General features: G+C 64.2%; 18 protein-coding genes. 12 read left to right on the plus strand and 6 right to left on the minus strand.

Going from position 1 to position 21,107, the window contains the following annotated elements; genetic code table 11:
* The first annotated feature begins 1 nt into the window (after window position 1).
* The 8 genes from AC1ROT_RS21850 (at window position 2) to AC1ROT_RS21885 (ending at window position 7,639) form a co-directional block, all read left to right on the plus strand.
* The gene (locus AC1ROT_RS21850) at window positions 2–718 is read left to right on the plus strand and encodes a DUF1028 domain-containing protein (RefSeq protein WP_492973206.1); all 717 of its coding nucleotides are present in this window, start codon (window positions 2–4) and stop codon (window positions 716–718) included.
* Window positions 718–1,686, plus strand: a complete 969-nt coding sequence (locus AC1ROT_RS21855; protein ID WP_492973207.1) for an ABC transporter ATP-binding protein — start codon at window positions 718–720, stop codon at window positions 1,684–1,686. Before AC1ROT_RS21850 ends, AC1ROT_RS21855 begins: the two co-directional genes overlap by 1 nt.
* Complete coding sequence (locus AC1ROT_RS21860; RefSeq protein WP_492973208.1) at window positions 1,683–2,744, plus strand: ABC transporter ATP-binding protein; 1,062 nt, start codon at window positions 1,683–1,685, stop codon at window positions 2,742–2,744. The genes AC1ROT_RS21855 and AC1ROT_RS21860 overlap by 4 nt, the downstream gene beginning before the upstream one ends.
* Window positions 2,745–2,771: 27 nt before the next feature.
* A complete protein-coding gene (locus AC1ROT_RS21865) occupies window positions 2,772–4,280 on the plus strand; it encodes an ABC transporter substrate-binding protein (RefSeq protein ID WP_493001635.1) in 1,509 nt (502 codons plus the stop codon).
* 54 nt (window positions 4,281–4,334) lie between these two features.
* Entirely contained in the window at window positions 4,335–5,276 is a 942-nt protein-coding gene (locus AC1ROT_RS21870; protein WP_492973210.1) for an ABC transporter permease, read from the plus strand.
* Window positions 5,273–6,160 carry an ABC transporter permease gene (locus AC1ROT_RS21875; protein WP_492973211.1) on the plus strand — a complete coding sequence of 296 codons (888 nt, stop codon included), beginning with the start codon at window positions 5,273–5,275 and terminating at the stop codon, window positions 6,158–6,160. The genes AC1ROT_RS21870 and AC1ROT_RS21875 overlap by 4 nt, the downstream gene beginning before the upstream one ends.
* Window positions 6,161–6,223: 63 nt before the next feature.
* On the plus strand, window positions 6,224–6,712 hold the full coding sequence (locus AC1ROT_RS21880) for a cupin domain-containing protein (protein WP_493001637.1): 489 nt from the start codon (window positions 6,224–6,226) through the stop codon (window positions 6,710–6,712).
* An 18-nt stretch (window positions 6,713–6,730) separates the two neighbouring features.
* Window positions 6,731–7,639, plus strand: coding sequence for a DMT family transporter (locus tag AC1ROT_RS21885; RefSeq protein ID WP_493001638.1), 909 nt, complete (start codon window positions 6,731–6,733; stop codon window positions 7,637–7,639).
* A 4-nt stretch (window positions 7,640–7,643) separates the two neighbouring features.
* On the opposite strand, the gene recJ is transcribed toward AC1ROT_RS21885, so the two are convergent.
* The 5 genes from recJ to AC1ROT_RS21910 all read right to left on the minus strand — a co-directional run bounded on the left by recJ (window position 7,644) and on the right by AC1ROT_RS21910 (window position 14,105).
* Entirely contained in the window at window positions 7,644–9,440 is a 1,797-nt protein-coding gene (gene recJ, locus AC1ROT_RS21890) for a single-stranded-DNA-specific exonuclease RecJ (protein ID WP_493001640.1), read from the minus strand.
* Window positions 9,441–9,443: 3 nt separating this feature from the next.
* The gene (glpX, locus tag AC1ROT_RS21895) at window positions 9,444–10,472 is read right to left on the minus strand and encodes a class II fructose-bisphosphatase (protein WP_493001642.1); all 1,029 of its coding nucleotides are present in this window, start codon (window positions 10,470–10,472) and stop codon (window positions 9,444–9,446) included.
* Window positions 10,473–10,488: 16 nt separating this feature from the next.
* Entirely contained in the window at window positions 10,489–11,808 is a 1,320-nt protein-coding gene (locus AC1ROT_RS21900; RefSeq protein WP_493001644.1) for a homoserine dehydrogenase, read from the minus strand.
* Window positions 11,801–13,015 (minus strand): LL-diaminopimelate aminotransferase, encoded by a 1,215-nt coding sequence (locus tag AC1ROT_RS21905; RefSeq protein ID WP_492973217.1) that lies wholly within the window; start codon window positions 13,013–13,015, stop codon window positions 11,801–11,803. The genes AC1ROT_RS21900 and AC1ROT_RS21905 overlap by 8 nt, the downstream gene beginning before the upstream one ends.
* A gap of 109 nt (window positions 13,016–13,124) precedes the next feature.
* The gene (locus AC1ROT_RS21910; protein WP_492973218.1) at window positions 13,125–14,105 is read right to left on the minus strand and encodes an OmpA family protein; all 981 of its coding nucleotides are present in this window, start codon (window positions 14,103–14,105) and stop codon (window positions 13,125–13,127) included.
* A 165-nt stretch (window positions 14,106–14,270) separates the two neighbouring features.
* On the opposite strand from AC1ROT_RS21910, the gene AC1ROT_RS21915 reads away from it, so the two are divergent.
* Both AC1ROT_RS21915 and AC1ROT_RS21920 read left to right on the plus strand, forming a co-directional pair.
* Window positions 14,271–16,136 (plus strand): PHA/PHB synthase family protein, encoded by a 1,866-nt coding sequence (locus tag AC1ROT_RS21915; RefSeq protein ID WP_493001646.1) that lies wholly within the window; start codon window positions 14,271–14,273, stop codon window positions 16,134–16,136.
* A 128-nt stretch (window positions 16,137–16,264) separates the two neighbouring features.
* On the plus strand, window positions 16,265–16,906 hold the full coding sequence (locus AC1ROT_RS21920) for a muconolactone Delta-isomerase family protein (RefSeq protein WP_493001648.1): 642 nt from the start codon (window positions 16,265–16,267) through the stop codon (window positions 16,904–16,906).
* A gap of 265 nt (window positions 16,907–17,171) precedes the next feature.
* Here the strand turns inward: AC1ROT_RS21920 and AC1ROT_RS21925 are convergent, their stop codons facing one another.
* The gene (locus tag AC1ROT_RS21925) at window positions 17,172–17,450 is read right to left on the minus strand and encodes a hypothetical protein (protein ID WP_492973221.1); all 279 of its coding nucleotides are present in this window, start codon (window positions 17,448–17,450) and stop codon (window positions 17,172–17,174) included.
* A gap of 246 nt (window positions 17,451–17,696) precedes the next feature.
* Between AC1ROT_RS21925 and AC1ROT_RS21930 the strand changes: the two genes are divergently transcribed.
* Both AC1ROT_RS21930 and topA read left to right on the plus strand, forming a co-directional pair.
* Window positions 17,697–18,197: a PAS domain-containing protein gene (locus AC1ROT_RS21930; RefSeq protein ID WP_492973222.1), complete on the plus strand. Its 501-nt coding sequence runs from the start codon at window positions 17,697–17,699 to the stop codon at window positions 18,195–18,197.
* Window positions 18,198–18,340: 143 nt separating this feature from the next.
* Complete coding sequence (gene topA, locus AC1ROT_RS21935; protein WP_493001649.1) at window positions 18,341–21,106, plus strand: type I DNA topoisomerase; 2,766 nt, start codon at window positions 18,341–18,343, stop codon at window positions 21,104–21,106.
* Window position 21,107 lies beyond the last annotated feature (1 nt).

The following is a 21,107-nucleotide window of genomic DNA, read 5'->3' on the forward strand; positions in this document are numbered from 1 at the left end:
CATGACCTGGTCGATTGTCGCCCGCGATCCAGCCACTGGCGCCTTCGGCGTTGCGGTCACGACCAAGTTCTTCGCCGTCGGGGCGCTGTGCCCCCATGCGAAAAGCGGCACCGGCGCTCTCGCCACCCAGGCCCTGATCAATCCCACATACGGGCCGCGCGGCCTGCGCATGCTGGATGACGACATGCCGGCCGCAGACGTGGTCCGTTGGCTGACGTCATCCGATGGCGGCCAGTCTGCACGGCAGCTGCATGTGGTGGATCGGGCGGGCCGCACCGCAGCCCATACCGGCGCCGATTGCATTGGCTGGTGCGGCCACAAGACCGGCGAGGATTTCTCGGTGGCCGGCAACATGCTGGCCGGTGCGGCCGTCGTCGAGGCGACCTTCGCCAGTTTTGCGGCCAGCGCGAAACCCTTTGCCGAACGCCTGCTCGACGCACTGGATGCGGGCCAGGCGGAAGGCGGCGACAAGCGCGGCAAGCAGTCCGCCGCGTTGCTGATCCACACCGCTGAAGACTATCCGGCACTGAGTCTGCGGGTCGACGATCACGACGAGCCGCTGGCCGAGCTGCGCCGGCTCTATGGCGTGTCCCAGGGCCGCTATGCTGCCTTTCTGAAATTCTTCGCCACCCGCGACAACCCGAGCGGCATCTGGGACCGCAGCGTGATCGAGGCCGAGGTCCAGCGCCTGGAACGCCAGCAGACGGGGCAGCCCTGATGGCTCTGCTCGAAGTCGACGACCTGCGAACCTTTTTCTCCTCCGATGGCGGCGAGTTTCGCGCCGTCGATGGCGTCTCCTTCAGCGTCGACAGCGGCAAGACGCTGGGCATTGTGGGTGAGTCGGGCTGCGGCAAGTCGGTCACCTCCTTGACCGTCATGGGCCTGCTGCCCAATCGTGGCGCCCGTATTGCCAGCGGCAGCATCCGCTTCGGTGGCATGGACCTGCGCGAGATCGACAAGGATGCCATGCGCGATCTGCGCGGCAATCGCCTGGCCATGATCTTCCAGGAGCCGATGACCTCGCTCAACCCGGCCTTTACCATTGGCGACCAGATCATGGAAGGCCTGATCCGGCATAAGGGCCTGAACCAGACAGACGCGCGTGAGGCGACCATCGCCATGCTGCGCAAGGTGAACATCCCGGCGCCGGAAAAGCGCGTGGATGATTATCCGCATCAGCTGTCGGGCGGTATGCGCCAGCGCGCCATGATCGCCATGGCGCTGGCCTGCGGGCCCGAGCTGCTGATTGCCGACGAGCCGACCACAGCGCTGGATGTGACGGTGCAGGCACAGATTCTCGATCTGCTGCGCGAACTGCAGCGCGATCTGGGCACGGCAATCATGCTGATCAGCCACGACATGGGCGTGATTGCCGAAATGGCCGATCATGTGGCGGTGATGTATGCCGGCCGCATCGTCGAACAGGCGCCGGTGGAGCAGCTGTTCGATACACCGCAGCACCCCTACACCATCGGCCTGCTCGGCTCGATCCCGCGCCTCGATCACACCAAAGAGCGGCTGGCCGCCATCGAAGGCAGTGTGCCAGACCCGCTCAACCCGCCAGCAGGCTGCCGTTTCAGCCCGCGCTGCCCCTTTGTCGAAGCGCAATGCCGCGCTGAAGCGCCGGAGCTTCGCAATATCGTGGCCGGTCATGCCGTGGCCTGCTGGAAGGCGCCGCTGCTATGAGCAATCTCCTCGAGGTCCGCGGCCTGACCAAGCATTTCACCGCACGAACCAACTGGTTCGGTCGGCCGACCAGCTATGTCAGTGCCGTCGACGATGTCGATTTCACATTGAAGCCGGGCGAGACGCTGAGCCTGGTGGGCGAAAGCGGCTGCGGCAAATCCACCACCGGCCGCCTGGTGCTGCGCCTGATCGATCCGACCGCCGGGCAGATCATGTTCGACGGCCGCGACATCACCAGACTGCAGGGAACAGCGCTCCGGGATCTGCGCCGCGAAATGCAGCTGGTTTTCCAGGACCCCTACGCCTCTCTCAATCCGCGCATGACCGTGGGCGACATTCTCGCCGAGCCGCTGATGCTGCACGGCCTGCTGCCGCCGGCAAAGCGCAAAGCCCGGGTGGAAGAGCTGCTGGAGCTGGTCGGTCTGCGCCCGGCCCATGCCCGGCGCTATCCGCATGAATTTTCCGGCGGCCAGCGCCAGCGCGTCGGCATCGCCCGCGCATTGGCTGTCGAGCCGAATCTGATTGTCGCCGACGAAGCCGTCTCGGCGCTGGATGTCTCTGTGCAGGCCCAGGTGCTGAACCTGATGAAGGATCTGCAAGCGCGGCTGGGCATTGCCATGATCTTTATCGCCCATGACCTGGCGGTGGTCCGGCATATCGCCCAGCGCATTGCCGTGATGTATCTCGGCCGGATTGTCGAGGTGGCGACGACCACAGAACTCTTCACCAATCCGCGACATCCCTATACCCGCGCATTGCTCTCCGCTATTCCGGTGCCGCAGCCCAATGCCGTGCGTCAGCGCGTGATCCTGACCGGCGACGTGCCCAGCCCGATCGACCCTCCGGCCGGCTGCCGTTTCCATACGCGCTGTCCCTTTGCCGTCGATCTGTGCCGCAGCAGCATTCCTTCGATGGAAAATATCGATGGCCATACGGTGGCCTGTCACCGCTGGCGCGAACTGCCGGTTGCCGCCCCGTTGCCCGTGGAAGGTGGCAGCGCCGGCGCCGAGCGACTGGCGCGCCTGCAGGCCCGTTTCGTGACCTCATCTGCAATCTAAGTCATTCACACAGGGGAGATGCCGACCATGTTAAGACAGACCACCTTCGCCATGCTGGCCGCCGCACTTGTCGCGGTTGCCATGCCCGCTGCCGCCCAGACCCTGAAATTCGGCCTCGCCGAAGACCCCGACGCTCTCGATCCAACGCTGGCCCGCACCTTCGTCAGCCGCATCGTCTTCTCGGCGCTGTGCGACAAGCTGGTGGATATCGACCCAGATCTGAAAGTCGTACCGCAGCTCGCCACCGAATGGAGCTGGTCGGCCGATAACAAGGCGCTGACCATGAAGCTGCGTCCCGGCGTGACCTTCCATGACGGCGAGAAGTTCGATGCCGAAGCGGTGAAGTACAACATCGAGCGCCACAAGACCCTGCAGGGTTCGCAGCGCCGTGGCGAACTGTCGGCCGTCACCACTGTCGACGTGGTCGATCCGCTGACCGTGAAGATCAATACCCAGGCGCCGTTTGCACCGCTGCTGGCCACGCTGACCGACCGCGCCGGCATGATGATCTCGCCGAAGGCCGGCAAGGCACTGGGTGACAAGTTCGCCACCGCGCCGGTCTGCGCCGGCCCGTTCAAGTTCGTCGAGCGCGTTGCCCAGGACCGCATCGTGGTCGAGAAATATGACGGCTACTGGAACAAGGCTAATGTGCATCTGTCGCGCATCGAGTTCCGCCCCTTCATCGACGCCACCGTGCGCCTGGCCAACCTGCGGTCGGGCCAGCTCGACCTGATCGAGCGCCTCGCCGGCACCGACTTCAAGGATGTGCAAAAGGACAAGAAGCTGAAGTCGGGCCAGATCACCGAAATCGGCTACTACGGCATCACCATCAATATCGGCAAAAGCGACAAGGCGAAGTCGCCGATCGGTTCGAGCCAGAAAATCCGCGAGGCGCTGGAGCTTTCCATCGACCGCAACGGCATCAACCAGGTGGTGTTCGACGGCCTTTCCACGCCGGGCAACCAGTGGGTTGCACCGACCAACGCCAACTACACCAAGTCGGTGCCGGTGCCCAAGCGCGATGTGGCCAAGGCAAAGCAGCTGCTGAAGGAAGCCGGCAATCCGAACCCCGTGGTCAATCTGGTGACGCCCACCACGACGGACGCCCGCAACATCGCCCAGGTGGTGCAGGCGATGGCGAAGGAGGCCGGCTTCGATGTGCGCATTCAGGCGACTGAATTCGCCACCTCGCTGAACATGGCCGATAAGGGCGACTTCGAGGCTTATATCCTGGCCTGGAGCGGTCGTCCCGATCCGGACGGCAACCTGTACAGCTTCCATGCCTGCAACCAGCCGCTCAACTATTCCGGCCTGTGCAATCCGGCGCTGGACGAAATCCTCAACGATTCACGTCTGACCACCGATATTGCCCAGCGCCGCACGGCCTGGGAGAAAGCCGTGAAGATCGTCAATGCCGAGCGGCCGATCATCTATCTGCTGCATCGCAAGTGGCTCTGGGCCTACGCGCCCAAGCTGACCGGATTCAAGGAATATCCGGACGGCCTGATCCGCTTCACCGGCATGAAGAACGGTTGATCGTAACGGGGCCGCGCCCACCCGGGTGCGGTCCCTTCTTCCCAGCAAGGCCCCATGACCCGCTTCCTGTTCCGGCGTATCGCCATCCTGCTGCCGACACTGCTGTTCGTGTCGATCATCATTTTCGGGCTGCAGCAGTTGCTGCCCGGCGATCCGGCCATTGCCATGGCCGGCGAGGAACGCGATCCGCAGGCGATTGCCGAAGTGCGGGCCAAGTACAATCTCGACAAGCCATTGCCGGTGCAATACTGGCTGTGGATTAGCGGCGTGCTGCAGGGCGATTTTGGCGAATCCATCCGCATCCAGATGCCGGTGAGCCAGCTGCTGGTGGAAAAACTGCCGGTGACCGTGGAGCTTGCCATCCTCGCCATGCTGGTGGCGCTGGCCATCGGCTTGCCCGCCGGTGTCATTTCCGCGCTCCACAATGGCCGCTGGCCCGACTATGTCGCCAATATCGTCGGCCTCTGGGGTCTGTCGACGCCGAATTTCTGGCTCGGCATCATGATGATCTTGTTTTTCTCGGTCGAACTCGGCTGGCTGCCGGCCTCGGGCTATGTCAGTCCCGGTGAAGATCTTGGCGCCAATCTGGTCGCAATGATCATGCCGGCCTTCGTGCTCGGCACCGGCATCGCCGCCGTCTTCATGCGCCATACCCGCAGCGCCATGCTGCAGGTGCTGGCCAGCGACTATATCCGCACCGCCCGCGCCAAGGGCCTGTTCGAGCGCGTGGTGATCGGCAAGCATGCCTTCCGTAATGCCGCGGTGCCGGTGATCACGCTCGGCGCGCTGGAATTCGGCCAGCTGCTTTCGGGGGCGGTACTGACCGAGCAGATTTTCTCCATTCCCGGCTTCGGCAAACTGATCGTCGATGCGGTGTTCAATCGCGACTATGCCGTGGTCCAGGGCGTCGTGCTCTGCACCGCCACCGCCTATATCGTGCTGAACCTGTTGGCCGATGTGGCCTATTTCCTCGTGAATCCGAGGCTGCGCGCATGACCGATATGGCCCTCGCCTCTCCCGCCGCCAAGCCGGCCGTCGAACAAAGCCCGGCACAGCGCGCCTTCCGTCGCCTGTTGCGACGCAGGGGCGCCGTAGTCGGCCTTGTTGTCGTCCTGCTGTTCGTTGCTGGCGCTGTCTTCGCGCCGCTGATCGCGCCTTACGATCCCATCGAGGCCAACTGGGGGGCTGTACGCGGCGCACCGACGCTGGAGAACTGGTTCGGCGGCGACGAACTCGGCCGCGACGTGCTGTCGCGGGTGATCTTCGGCGCCCGGGCCTCGCTGCTGGCCGGCGTACTCTCGGTCGCCATCGCACTGGCCATCGGCATTCCGGTCGGGCTGCTGTCAGGGTATGCCGGCGGTCTCGTGGATGGCGTGCTGATGCGCATCACCGATGCCATGCTGGCTGTGCCCTTCCTGATCCTGGCCATCGCGCTGGCGGCCTTCCTCGGCCCCAGCCTGACCAACGCCATGATCGCTATCGGCATTTCGGCGACACCGATCTTCGTGCGCCTGACCCGTGCGCAGGTGCAGGCGGTGCGCGTGGAGGATTACATCGAGGCGGCGCGCGCCGTGGGCAATTCGCCGCTGCGTATTGCCTTCCGGCATATCCTGCCCAACATCTGGCCGGCCTTGATGGTACAGGCGACCCTTACCATCGCCTCTGCCATCATCGCCGAAGCCAGCCTGTCTTTCCTTGGCCTGGGCCAGCAGCCTCCGGCGCCAAGCTGGGGCAGCATGCTGAACTCGGCCAAGGATTTCCTCACCCAGGCGCCGTGGATGGCAATCTATCCCGGCATCTCGATCTTCGTCGTCGTGCTGTCGTTCAACCTGCTGGGCGACGGCCTGCGCGACGCGCTGGATCCGCGTCACAGAGAATAAACAGCCCGCCTCTTGCCCGGCGTCCGCCAGCCTCCTACCATTCGCCATCAGCAGGAGGACGCCATGGGCCACGATCACCCCCACCACACCGACTGGAAACATGACGGCGTGAAGGTGATCCCGAGCAGCCAGCTCGATCCCAACACGGCGCAGACGCCGGGCATGAACCGCGCCACCGCGATCAACTTCGCCCGCGCCGGCGCCCAGAAGATCTGGGCCGGTACCGTGCATATCCATGCCGATGCCAAGACCGGCGCGCATCACCATGGCGATCTGGAAAGCGTGATCTACGTGGTGAAGGGCAAGGCGCGCATGCGCTGGGGCGAGCATCTGGAATTCACGGCCGAAGCCGGACCGGGTGATTTCATTTTCATCCCGCCCTATGTGCCGCACCAGGAAATCAATGCCAGCACCGACGAGACTCTGGAATGCGTGCTGGTGCGTTCGGGCCAGGACCCGGTGGTGGTCAACCTGGATATCGAGCCGGTGGAAAAGCCGGAAAACGTCTTCTGGGTCGACCCGATCCATGCTCATCCGGACCAGAAGCGCTAGCCCTCCCGTACGGATATCATGTTGTACAATCGGGTATTCGGCTCCGGCAATCGCCGGGGCATCCTATCGTTTTCGCTAGCGATCGTTCTGTTTGTCATCAACGAAGCATTGTGCAAGCTGGTCTATGCCACCGTGCCGGCCAGCCAGATCATGGCCGTGCGCGGCCTTGTCGCCATGGTCCTGATTCTGGGGATCGCCCATGCTGTCGGCGCCACACGCCAGATGGGCAGACTACTCGACCGCCGGGTGTTGATCCGCAGCAGCACCGATCTGGTCGGCAGTTACCTCTACATGTTTGCCCTGTTCCATATGCCTATCGGCAACATGATGGCGATCAACATGGCTTCGCCCCTGATGATGACCGCCGTCGTGGCGTTGATGCTGCATGAATCCGTGGGCTGGCGACGCTGGTGCGCGGTCATTGTCGGCTTCATCGGCGTTCTGCTGGTCGTGCAGCCCAGCGCCGGCAGCTTCAATGGCTATTCCATTCTGGCGATCGCCGCCGTCTGCTGCATTGTGGTCCGCGACCTGGTGACCCGCCGCATCGATGCCGCCATTCCGAACGTGATCATCACCCTGGCCAATGTCAGCATGATGGCTGTCGTGGCATCCCTGCTGGCGCTAGTCGAAGGCTGGGTGGCGATGGGCTGGTACGAAACCCTGTTGCTCAGCATCGCCGCAGTCTTTATCGCGGCCGGCTATCAGCTCGCGGTCGACGCCTTCCGTCACGCCGAAGTTCCGGTGATCGTGCCGCTACGCTATACCGGCCTGCTTTGGGCCCTGCTGATCGGTTATCTGGTCTGGGGCGATGTGCCCAACGAACTGGCCGCTGGCGGCATCCTGCTGATCGTGGCCAGCGGCTTGTATGTGCTGCATCGCGAACGGCTGCGCGGAATTGTTCCGCCGCCGGTCGAGCCGAATCCCTGACGTTTCAGCCAGGCTGCGCCGCATCCTCCAGCACGAACTGCACCCGGCGTTCGCCACGCCAATGATCGGCGCGCAGATGGCCGCCCACATGCAGGGCCGAGCCGGTCTGGCGCGCCTGCAGCAAAGCCGGACCCAGCTCGCCCTCGACGCTGCGGAAGGCTATGGCACGCAGGCGCGGTCCGCTGCCATCGCCCGAAGCCAGCAGGCAGCGCACATGCTTCTCGCCCACCACATCGGCGGTGATGACGCGCGCACCGGCCAGGGCAAAGCGCGGTTCCGGATTGCCCGAGCCATAGGGGCCGAGCTGTTCCAGCTTGTCGTAGAGCTCGGCATTGGCGCCGCCGACGCCCAGAGCCCCATCGAAGCCCATCGACGCCGAGGCGCCGGCCTTCTCCACCGCCGCCGCCAGCCGTTCGTTCAGGAAGGCCTTCAGCTCGTTCAGCTTCGCCGTTTCCACCGTCAGGCCCGCGGCCATGGCATGGCCACCACCGTTGAGCAGTAACCCGGCCTGTCCGGCCGCCACCACGGCAGCGCCGAGATCGACGCCCGGTATCGAACGGCCCGAGCCCTTGCCGATACCATTCTCGTCCAGTGCGATGACAAAGCTCGGACGACCCGAGGCTTCGCGCACACGGGCGGCGACAATGCCGATCACGCCCGGATGCCAGCCCTGCCGCGCCACCAATGCCAGCGCCGCCGTCTCGGGCACATGGTCGAGTTCGTCCATGGCCTCCGTGAGGACACCGGCCTCGATTTCCTGGCGCTCGCGGTTGTAGCGGTCGAGTTCGGCCGCCATCTGCGTAGCGAGCCGCACATCGTCGGTGGAGAGCAGCCGGGTGCCCAGATCGGCCTGACCGACGCGGCCGCCCGCATTGACCCGCGGCCCCAGCAGAAAGCCGAGATGATAAGCGCCCGGCGGCTCGTTGACGCCGGCGACATCGGCAAGCGCCGCCAGGCCGGCATTGCTGCGGCCACGCAGAATCTTCAGTCCCTGCCCGACCAGGGCACGGTTCAAACCAGTGAGCGGCACGACATCGCAGACCGTGCCCAGCGCCACCAGATCGAGCCAGCCGAGCAGATTCGGTTCGGGACGGTCGGTGTTGTAGTAGCCGCGCGCGCGCAGGCGGCGGTTGATCGCCACCATGAACAGGAAGGCGACGCCGACGGCCGCGAGCTGGCCGAAGCCCGGCGCCTCGTCCAGCCTGTTGGGGTTGATGACCGCAACGGCTTTTGGCAGCTCCGGTTCGGCCAGGTGGTGGTCGACCACAATCACGTCAAGGCCGACCGAGGCCGCGTCTTCCAGCGGCGCGAAAGCCAGTGTGCCGCAATCCACCGTGATGACCACGGCGACGCCCTCCTGCCGCAGCTTGCGCAGGGCGGGGGCATTGGGGCCATAGCCCTCTTTCAGGCGATCCGGGATATAGACCTGCAGGTCGCGGCCGATGGCGCGGAAAAAGCGGTTCAGCAAGGCCGTCGATGTCGCGCCATCGACATCGTAATCGCCGAACACCGCCACCTTCTCGCCCTTGATGATCGCATCCGCCAGCCGTTCGGCCGCGACATCCATGTCATGGAAGCGGGAGGGATCGGGCAGCAGGCGACGGAGCGACGGATTGAGATGATCTTCCAGCTCCTCCAGCGCGATGCCGCGCCCGGCCAGCACGCGCCCGAGGATTTCCGGCAGGCCGGCCTGCTGCGCCAGTGCCAGCGCCAGCCGCTCGTCACTGTTGCGCAGGCGCCAGCGGCGGCCCTGCACAGACCGTGCGACGCCCAGAAAAGCCGGCCCGCTGTCAGCCAGCATAGCTCAGGCCGGTGTGAGCGGACGAATGACGGCTTCGATGCGACGAATGGTGCCGGTCTGCGAACGCATGACGATGGAGTTGACCTTGAAGCCGCCCGGGACACGTTTCACGCCATGCAGCATCGAGCCATCGGTGACGCCGGTCGCAGAAAAAATCACATCGCCGGATGCCAGGTCGGTGAGGCTATATTTGCGATCCAGCTTCTCAATCCCCAGACGCCGGGCGCGATTGCGTTCGTCTTCGTTGCGGAAGGTCAGACGGGCCTGCATCTGACCACCAATGCAACGCAGCGCCGCCGCCGCCAGCACGCCCTCCGGCGCGCCACCCGAGCCCATGTAGATATCAATCCCCGTGGCCGGGTCGGTGGTGGCGATGATGCCGGCCACGTCGCCATCAGAAATCAGCGAGACGCGGGCGCCGGTAGCCCGCACCTGCTGGATCAGGTCCATATGACGCGGTCGGTCGAGGATGCAGACGGTCAGTTCGGAAACCGCGATACCCTTGGCATCGGCCAGGCGTTTCAGATTTTCAGCCGGCGTGTAATCGAGATCGACCACACCGTCGGTGAGCCCGCCGCCAACCGCAATCTTGTCCATGTAGACATCGGGCGCATTGAGGAAACAGCCGGCATTGGCAAAGGCAATCACACAGAGCGCATTGCTGCCGCCCTTGGCGGTGATCGACGTGCCTTCAAGCGGATCGAGCGCGATATCGATCCGCGCCCCCTTCCCGGTACCGACCTTCTCGCCGATATACAGCATCGGCGCTTCGTCGCGCTCACCCTCGCCGATCACAATGGTGCCGTCGATATCCAGATCGTTCAGCGCCGTGCGCATGGCATCGACAGCCGCCTGGTCGGCCGCCATCTCATCGCCCAGACCGGTCAGCCGGGCGGCAGCAATAGCGGCAGCTTCGGTCACCCGCACCACTTCAAGCGTGAGATTGCGTTCAACCGAAAGGCTGGCGGCACTTGCGGTCGCCTTGTCCGTTTTGGCCTTGCTTTTCACGCTGCCCGTTTTGGTCGCGGCCATGGCAAATCCCGATGCGTCAGAGCGGTTCGATACGGATCAGCGCCGGCGGCTGCAGCACCGACCGCAGTTTGCCGATTTTCTTCATCGCGCGGGTCATGTCGGCCTCACGCGCTTCGTGGCTGATCAGCATCACGGCGACAGGCTGGTTTTCGGCCTCCGAGCGGCCACGCTGCACCAGGCTCTCGATGGAGATCTTTTCATCCCGCAATACAGCCGACACATCGGCCAGCACACCCGGCTGGTCGCGCACGATCAGGCGAATGTAATAACGACCGACATGATCGGCCATGGCGGCAGGTTTCAGACTCTGCAGCTTGGCTGCCGGCACGCCAAAAGCCGGCGCCGAACGGCCCGCGGCAATATCGGCCAGATCGGCCACGACGGCCGATGCGGTCGGGTTGCTGCCGGCGCCACGACCCTCGAACATCACACGGCCGACATAGTCGCCCTCGGCAGCCACGGCGTTGAACACGCCATCCACATGGGCAATCGGCGTATTGGCCGGCACCATGCAGGGATGCACGCGCTGCTCCACGCCCTTGGTCGTGCGACGGGCAATCGCCAGCAGCTTGATGCGGTAGCCGAATTCCTTGGCAAAGGCGATATCGACAGCCGAGACATTGCGGATGCCTTCCACATGCACGGCCTTGAAATCGACCTTGGTATTGAAGGCCAGCGAGGTCAGCACCGCCAGCTTGTGCGCGGCATCGACGCCATCGACATCGAAACTCGGATCGGCCTCGGCATAGCCCATCTGCTGGGCTTCCTTCAGCACGTCGCGGAAATCGCGCCCGGTTTCGCGCATCTCGGTCAGGATGTAATTGCAGGTGCCATTCAGGATGCCCGTGATGCCCTGCACGCGGTTGCCGATCAGGCCTTCGCGCAGCGCTTTCAGGATCGGGATGCCGCCGGCGACGGCGGCTTCGAAACCCAGTGGCGCGGCTTTGGTCTCGGCCAGCGCCGCGATCCTGTCGCCATACATGGCCAGCATCGCCTTGTTGGCGGTGACCACGCCCTTGCCGGCCTTCAACGCAGCCTCGACCAGGGTGCGGGCGACACCGTCAGCGCCGCCGATCAGTTCGACCACGACATCGACATCGGGATCGCCGGCCAGGTCAATTGCCTTGGCATACCAGCGCCAGTCGCCTTTCGGAATGTCGCGCTTCTTGCGCTTGTCGCGCGCCGAAACCGCCACCACCTTGATCTTGCGGCCGGTGCGGGCTGCCAGCGCATCGCCATGCTGATGCAGCAGGCGCAGCACGCCGGCCCCCACCACACCCAGACCGGCGATGCCGACTTTCAGCGGCGCCGGCGCTGTCTTGTATACTTTAGCCATTCGCCGCCGCCTTCTCATCCGCAAGATTGGACGGCGAACCGAGCAGCCGCTTGATGTTCTTCACCGCCTGGCGGGTGCGATGCTCGTTCTCGACAAAGGCCAGACGCACGAAATTATCGCCATGCTCGCCAAAGCCGATGCCGGGCGCCACCGCCACTTCGGCCTCGCGCAGCAGCAGCTTGGAGAACTCGACTGAGCCCAGATGCGAATAGCGCTCCGGGATCGGTGCCCAGCAGAACATCGACGCATTCGGCAGCGGGATATTCCAGCCGGCAGCATTCAGGCCCTTCACCAGCACATCGCGGCGTGACTTGTAGGTCTGACGGATTTCCTCCACGCAGTCCTGCGGGCCGTTCAGCGCCGCACTGGCCGCCACCTGGATCGGCGTGAAGGCGCCGTAATCGAGGTAGGACTTCACCCGCGCCAGGGCACCGACCAGCGTGGCATTGCCGGCGCCGAAACCGATACGCCAGCCTGGCATGTTGTAGGTCTTTGACAATGAGGTGAATTCGATGGCGACATCGCGCGCGCCCTTCACCTGCAGGATCGAAGGCGGCGGATTGCCGTCGAAGTAGATTTCCGAATAGGCCAGATCGGAAATCACCCACATGTTGCGCTTCTTGGCGAAGTCGACGATCTCCTCATAGAAGCTGAGATCGACGGTCATCGCGGTAGGATTGGCTGGGAAGCTGACGATCAGCGCGATCGGCTTGGGCACGCTGTGCTGATAGGCGCGATCAAGACCGGCGATGAAATCGATACCCGGGCCGATGGCGACCGAGCGCACATTGGCACCGGCAATGACGAAGCCGAAGGCATGCATCGGATAGCTTGGGTTCGGCACCAGCACGGTGTCGCCCGGCGCCGAAATCGCCATGGCGAGATTGGCGAGGCCTTCCTTGGAACCCAGCGTGACGATGGCTTCCTTCTCGGGATCAAGCTCCACCCCGAAACGGCGGCCATAATAATTCGACAGCGCCTTGCGCAGACCCGGCACGCCGCGGCTGGAGGAATAACGATGGGCGCGCGGATTCTGCGCGGCCTCCACCAGCTTGGCCACGATATGCGGGGGCGTGGCGTTATCGGGATTGCCCATGCCGAAGTCGATGATGTCCTCGCCGCGAGCTCGCGCCGCAGCCTTCATACGGTTCACTTCCTCGAACACGTAAGGCGGCAGGCGCTTGATGCGGTAGAACTCGGTATCCATGGTCTTCAGGTCCACTGATGGAAAACTGGTTATGAAAACAGGGCTTCAGTTACACGAAGGCGCGGCAGCTATTCGCCCCGCGCCCCGCCGATCCTTAGCTGAAATCTGTTTAGTTTACGACGTAGATTTCAACCCGGCGGTTCTGGTCGCTAGCTCGCGCCGCGGTTTCGTAATAGGCCGGTGCTGTCGAACCCACCTGGCTGTCGAGCCTGATCTGGGCCGGCGAAATCCCGCGCCGGCGCAGTTCGGCCGCCACCAGTTCGGCGCGGCGCTGCGACAGACCCGACTGCGCCGGGGCCGGCGCGTAACCGACCACCCGCAGCGAACCCTTGCCGCCGACACCCTTGAAATACTCGGCCACTTTGTTGACCAGGGCCTTGTCATCGTTCCCCAGCGCCGTCTCGTTGGCGTTGAAGCGCACAACGGCCAGCAACTGGGTCGAACCGGGCAGCGGGGCCGCCGCATAGGAGGCGCTGTTGCCCTGGGGCTGGGCCAGGCCGGCCGGCAGCGTATTGGAACCGGACTGGGCCAGGCTCTGCGAGAAGCTGTCGGTCACACTGGCGGCACGCGCCGGCGCCTGCTGTGCCGGCATGGCCTGCGACGGGCTGACGCCGCCCTGCGGGCCGGGGACCGTCGGCGCCACCGCACCGCGCGCCTGGGTCGAGGTGCCGGTCGGTAACTGCGTCACCGGAGCTCGCGGGGTCGGCGGCGGCGTGGCGCCGTCCGCCGGACGGGCCCTCAGCTCTTCATCGGTATAGCGGGCATTGTTGCGGTCGGCCGCCAGGTTATCGACGGCCTGCCGGCGCTCGCCGGTCGAACTGACCTCGACGGGCTTGGCTGGAACCCGGGCCAGATTGGGGAAACGGTCGCTGTTGGCCGCCGTGGGCGAGCCGGTCGCCGTGGCCGCACTCGGCGGTGCATCCTCGTCGCTGCCGAACAGCTGAGTCGGATCGGCCCAGGTGCCGCAGGCCGACAGGCCGAGCATGGCGGTCAGCAGTGCAAGCGCAGCTGTGCCGCGCAGGCCCAGCTTGCGCGGATCGTGGGCGCTCCGCGTCGTCTTACCGGCGGAAGCCGTGCCGATCCAAGCCATATCCATACCCCCTGAAGCCCTAAAAAACGCATTCGTCGTCCCGACCGGCGCAGCGGCCTTGCGGGGCGATTCCCTATCCCTTAACCTCAATCCGTGCCGAGAAAATCCGGGCAAACCCGGAATCGTACAGGCGAGGAAACGGGCCCCGAGAATAAGGACTGTCGGATGGCGAAGCAACCGGACAGTGGCAAACCGGACGGCAACAATAAGCCAGACAGTGATATTCCGCTGCCGGACCCGGCGGCATGGGCCAAGACCTGGGCCAAGATGGCCGAGCATGGCCAGAAGCTGATGGCCGATTATGCCGCCCGTCAGCAGGCCGAGGCCGAGGCCGCCCCCTCCGGCAAGCCCCCCGCCCCGGTCAATCCCGATCCCCTGAATCTCGGCGGCGCCTATCTGGAAATCGCCCAGAAGCTGATGGCCGACCCGGCCAAGCTCGCCGAATCCCAGATCAAGTTCTGGCAGGACTACGCCAAGCTGGTGGCCAACACCACCGACCGCTTCATGGGCAAGGAGACCGCCCCGCTGATCCAGCCCGACAAGGGCGACAAGCGGTTCAAGGATCCGGCCTGGCAGGACAGCGCCGTCTTCGACTATTTCAAGCAGGCCTATCTGCTGACCTCGCGCTGGGTGCAGCAGACGGTGACCGGCGTGGAGGGCGTTGACCCCAGGGTCGCCCGCAAGGTGGAGTTCTATACCAAGCAGTTCGTCGACGCGATGTCGCCGTCGAACTTCGCCCTGACCAACCCGGAGGTGGTCCGCGCCACGCTCGACTCCAAGGGCGAGAACCTGGTCAAGGGCATGGAAAACCTGCTGGAGGACCTGGAGCGCGGCCACGGCAAACTGAACGTGAAGATGGTGGATGCCAAAGCCTTCACCGTCGGCGAGACCATCGCGGTGACGCCCGGCAAGGTGGTCTACCAGAACGACCTGATGCAGCTGCTGCAGTTCGAGCCGACCACCAAAGAGGTCTACCAGCGGCCGCTCTACATCGTGCCGCCCTGGATCAACAAATATTACATCCTCGACCTGAAGCCGCAGAATTCCTTCATCAAATGGATGACGGAAAAGGGCTATACCGTCTTCGTCGTGTCATGGAACCAGCCCGACGAAACCATGATCGACAAGACCTTCGAAAGCTACATGCGCGAAGGCATTCTCGACGGCCTCGACGCCGTGAAGAAGGCCACCGGCGAGGACGAGGTCACCGCGATCGGCTATTGCATCGGCGGCACGCTGATGGCCTCGACGCTGGCCTGGATGGCGGCGAAGGGCGACGAGCGCATCAAGGCTGTCACCTTCTTTGCCGCCCAGGTGGATTTCTCGGAAGCCGGCGAACTCAGCGTCTTCACTGACGAGGACACGCTCAGCTATCTGGAAAGCCTGATGTCGGACAAGGGCTATCTCGATGGCGGCGAGATGGCGACCACCTTCAACATGCTGCGCGCCAACGACCTGATCTGGTCGTTTGTGGTGAACAACTATCTGCTGGGGAAAGAGCCCTTCCCCTTCGACCTGCTCTACTGGAATTCCGACTGCACGCGCATGCCGGCCAAGATGCACGGCTTCTATCTGCGCAACATGTACCAGCAGAATCTGCTGTCGCAGCCGGGCCGGCTGGAACTGGCCGGCGAGCGGCTCGACCTGCGTAAGATCAAGATTCCGGTCTACCTGCAGGCCAGCCGCGACGACCATATCGCGCCCTACCGCTCGGTCTACAAGGCGACGCAGCTCTATGGCGGGCCGGTGCGCTTCATGCTGGCGGGCTCGGGCCATATCGCCGGCGTCATCAATCATCCGGCGGCGAAGAAGTATCAGCACTGGCTGAACGACACCAAGACCAACCCGCTGGACGTGGAAGACTGGATCAAGGGCGCGAAGGAATATCCCGGCTCGTGGTGGGATGACTGGGACAAATGGCTCTCGGCGAAGTCCGGCCCCAAAGTGCCGGCGCGCAAGCCGGGCGATGGCAAACTGAAGGTGATCGAGGCCGCGCCGGGCAGCTACGTGAAAAAGCGGATCGTGGACTGACGCCCAACCCGTCATCCCGGGCGTAGCGCAGCGAAGACTCGGGATCCCATTTACGACAGCAAGACAAATGGGATTCCGGCTCGCGCTTCGCTTGGCCGGAATGACGACGACAAAAAAAGGAAAAACGGATGCTGTTCCTGATCGATGTGAAATTCAACTTCACAACTCTTGGCGACAAGGCGCAGCAGCTGGTGCGCGCCGAGTGGGATGAGGAAGAGCGGCTGCTGGCGAAAGGCCAGTTCGTCGGCATCTGGCGCAAGGCCAACGGCATGGGCACCATGTTCATCCTGGACATGCCCACCAACGAGGCGGTCGGCAACCAGGTGCGTGCCATGCCGCTCTATCCCTTCTTCACCGATGTGCAGGTCACGCCGCTGATCGGCCATCCGAACTTCCCGCAATTTGCCCGCGGCGCAAAAGAGCACGAGAAGCCCGACAGCAGGCCCAAGCCGGACAGCAACCTGTTCCTGGTGGATGTGCGCATCGAATACCTGCGCGCCGGCGAGAAATTCCAGGAACTGGTGCAGGCCGAATGGCGCGCCTCGGAAGCCATGCTGGCCAAGCGGCAACTGGTCGGCATCTGGCGCAAGGCCAATGCGCTCGGCACTTACGTCTTGTGGAACCTGCCCGATGGCGAGGCGGTGGCGACCACCTTGCGCGGCATGCCGCTTTATCCCTGCTTCACCAAGACGGATATCATTCCGCTGGTGATGCATCCGAACTTCCCGCAATTCGCGCGGCCGGCCGAGCATCACGAAAAGCCGGCGTGACCGGCATTTCCCGGCCAAGCCATTGATTACGCTGGGCCGTTGCGTCCAGCGGCAGCCCATTCGTGGCCAGTTGCATGCCAGTGGCGTACCAATTCCTGGCCAGTTGGAGCCGGTTGCGGCCAGTTCGATGCCAGTTGTGTCCCGTTGCCGACCGGTTCACGCCGGTTGCCGCCATTCTTATTCACGCTGTCCAACATCTGCGCCTCGCTTACGCAGGGCACGAGAACAATATTGGAACGGTCTGGTGAGAAATCAATCCCGGCCCTCAGCCGCCGAAGCAGTCCTTGCCGATTTTCGCGCTGGCCTCGGTGCCGAGCGTCTGCGGGTTGCCGCTGACCTTGCCCGCCATGGCGAGGTCTTTCACCTGCATGGACACAGCATTGAGAATGCCGGCCTGCCCGGACTGGCACAGCTTGGCGCCATCGGGATGCGCGGCCATGGTGGCGGCCACCACCGCCTCCACCTCGGCCGGGTCTTCGGCAGCCCGCACCCCCAGCGCCACCAGGATCAGGATCAGGGCCGCAAACGGCAGATAGCGTGTCATGGCAGGGCCTCCGGAGCGCGTGTCGGGTTCACACCGCTTTGAGTCATACCAAGGCCGGCCGGCGACCCGCCGGACGCAAAAGGGGTAGCGTCGCGCCCTTGCGGGATAGGTTTGGCGTGTATTCCCGGTCCTTCCCGCGCTGCCACGGGCTGACATCCCCATGCTTTTGCGGTATCCTATGGCGAAACATACTGGATGTTGGGTCGGCATCCGGTTTTGCACGACCGGGGGTAGTAAAACAGCTTTATGGGCCGGATGCTGGAAGGTGCACCGCAGCTGACGCTGGAGACGCTCCAGTCGCTTTACGCCTATTGGGCGGGCAAGCGTGCGGGCCGCCCCATGCCTGACCGCGCCGATATCGATCCCATCGAGATGAAGCCCTGGCTGGGCAATCTGATGCTGGTCGAGCGCAAGGATGACGGCGACTACTTATATCGTCTCTACGGCTCGACCTTCGTGAACCAGTTCAAGGTCGACATGACCGGCAAGCGGGTCAACGAGCTGCCGGAACAGCAGGCCGACCTGCTGCGCACCGAATACGATGCCGTGGTGCATAGCCGGATGCCGATGTCGCGCCGCTACACCGCCACCTTCGATTACACCTCGCGCGACAAACGCTCGCAGTGGCAGGTGGAACGCAGCTGGGAACGCCTGTCCCTGCCGCTGACCGCCGGCAGCGACGAGGTCCGGATGCTGCTGGTCGCCGCCTTCCCGATCGAACCGGCCCCGGAAGACCGCTACTCCTGATTTTCCTCGGAAAACAGCCATATTATATGGCCTCTTACCCCCCTGGATTTGACAAGGGGGATTGCATCGCCCATGTTCCCCGGGCCGCGTCGGGTGCCGTCTCGCCGTCGCTTTGTTGAATTTTTGTTGGAAAACAGCCCCTTATGAAAGTCGTAGTCGTCGAAAGCCCGGCGAAGGCTAAGACCATCGAAAAGTACCTCGGTCCCGGCCACAAGGTCCTGGCCTCCTTCGGCCATGTCCGCGACCTGCCGGCCAAGGAGGGCTCGGTTGAGCCCGACAAGGACTTCGCGATGCACTACGAGATGTCGGGCCGCGGCTCGGAATCGATCCGTGCCATTGCCGGCGCCCTGAAAGAGGCCGACACCCTGATCCTGGCGACCGATCCTGATCGCGAGGGCGAAGCGATTTCCTGGCATGTGCTGGAAGCCCTGAACAACCGCAAGGTCGTCAAGGGCAAGACCGTGCGCCGGGTGGTGTTCAACGAGATCACCAAGACCGCCGTGCTGGGCGCCATGGCGGCGCCGCGCGATATCGACATGGACCTGGTGAATGCCCAGCAGGCGCGCCGCGCGCTGGATTACCTGGTCGGTTTCACCCTCTCACCGGTGCTGTGGCGCAAGCTGCCCTCGGCCAAGTCGGCCGGCCGCGTGCAGTCGGTGGCCCTGCGCCTGATCTGCGAACGCGAGACCGAGATCGAGGCTTTCAAGCCGCGCGAATACTGGACCATCGGCGCCGACTTCCAGACGCCATCGAACCAGAAGATCGTCGCCCGCCTGGTCGAGCTGGCCGGCAAGAAGCTCGACAAGTTCGACATCAACAACGAGGCCGCCGCCAAGGCTGCTGTGGCCAAGCTGGCCGGCCAGACATATGCCGTCAGCGATGTCTCGATCAAGCCGGCCAAGCGCCATCCGGCACCGCCCTTCACCACTTCGACGCTGCAGCAGGAAGCTGCGCGCAAACTGGGCTTCTCGGCGCAGATGACCATGCAGGTGGCGCAGCGGCTGTATGAAGGCTTCGATATCGGCGGCGAGACCGTCGGTCTCATCTCTTATATGCGTACCGATGGCGTCAGCATGGCCGACGAGGCCATCCGCGCCGCCCGCGATGTGATCGCCGAAGATTTCGGCCGCGACGCCGTGCCGGAAAGCTGGCGCGTTTACAAGTCGAAGCAGAAGAATGCCCAGGAAGCCCATGAGGCGATCCGACCGACCGACTTCCGCCGCCGGCCGAAAGCCGTCTCGCGCTATCTCGATGAGGTGCAGCTCAAGCTGTACGAACTGATCTGGGTGCGCGCGCTGGCCAGCCAGATGGAATCCGCCGAGCTGGAACGGACCACCGTGGATATCGCGGCTGCCAACAAGGCCGGCACCTTCCGTGTCACCGGCACCGTCGTGCTGTCGCCCGGCTTCCTCAAGCTTTACGAGGAAGGCGTCGACGACAAGAGCGGCGACGATGAAGAAGGCGCCCGCCTGCCGAAGATGAGTGTCGGCGAGGCGATGAAGGAAGAAGGCGTCACGCCGGAACAGCATTTCACCGAGCCGCCGCCGCGCTATTCGGAAGCCAGCCTGGTGCGCAAGCTGGAAGAGCTGGGCATCGGCCGGCCGTCCACCTATGCCGCCATCCTGGAAGTGCTGAAGGCGCGCTCTTACGTGAAGCTGGAGAACAAGCGCTTCACGCCGGAAGATGCCGGCTGGCTCGCCTATGCCTTCCTGGTCTGCTTCTTCGAGCAGTATTTCGCCTACAGCTTCACCGCCAGCCTGGAAGAAAAGCTGGACGAGATCGCCGAGCACAAGCTCGAGTGGAAGAAGGTGCTGGAAGATTTCTGGCAGGACTTCAGCCTGCATGACGCCAAGGAAAATCCGATCCCCTTCTCGGTGAAGGATGCGGTGACCCGCATCGACGAGAAGATGGGCCGCCGCGGCGAAGTGCTGGACGCCATCAACGCGCTGCTGGAACATCATTTCTTCCCGCCGCGCGAAGACGGCAAGGGCGCCCGCCTCTGCCCGGCCTGCAACAAGGGCCAGCTCGCCATCAAGGCCGGCCGCACCGGCGCCTTCATCGGCTGCTCGGAGTATCCGGGATGCAGCTACACCCGGCCGCTGAGCGCCGGCGGCAACGGCCATGGCGAGATCGCCATTTCCGGACCGCAGGACCTGGGCGCCGATCCGGCCACCGGTCAGATGATCACGCTGCGCCAGGGCCCGTTCGGCCTCTATGTGCAGCTGGGCGAGGCCGAAGGCGAAGGCAAGGCAAAGACCAAGCCCAAGCGCGCCTCACTGCCCAAGGGCGTCGTCATCGAGGACGTCAACCTGGAGATGGCGCTGAAACTGCTGGCGCTGCCGCGCGTGATCGGCCCGCATCCCGATACCGGCAAGGAGATCCTCGCCGGGCTGGGCCGCTTCGGGCCCTACCTGCTGCATGACGGCGCCTATACCAAGCTGAAGGACGCCATGGAGGCGCTGGAGATCGGTATCAATCATGCCGTCCAGAAAATCGCCGATGCCGATGCACGCCGCAAAGGTCCGCGCGAGCGCGCCGAGCTGAAGGTGCTGCGCGAGATCGGCAAGCATCCGGAAGACGGCGAGATCATCAATGTGATCGACGGCCGCTATGGTCCCTACATCAAGCATGGTTCGACCAATGCCCCGATGCCGCGTGGCATCGAGCTGGAGGCCGTGACGATCGAACAGGCCGTGGAAGCCATCGCCGCGCGCGCCGGCCAGGGCAAGGGCAGGAAGAAGAAGGCCGCACCCAAGAAGAGTTCCGGGGCCAAGAAGGCTGCTGCGCCGAAGGCGGCAAAGGCCGAGACGGCTGACGCCAAGCCCAAAGCCGCAAAGCCGAAAGCTGCCAAGGCCAAGAAGGCCGCCCCGAAGAAGAAAGCTGCGGCCAAGAAAGCCGCAGCGGCCTGAC

It is taken from the genome of Ferrovibrio sp. GW821-FHT12E11, assembly GCF_058806975.1.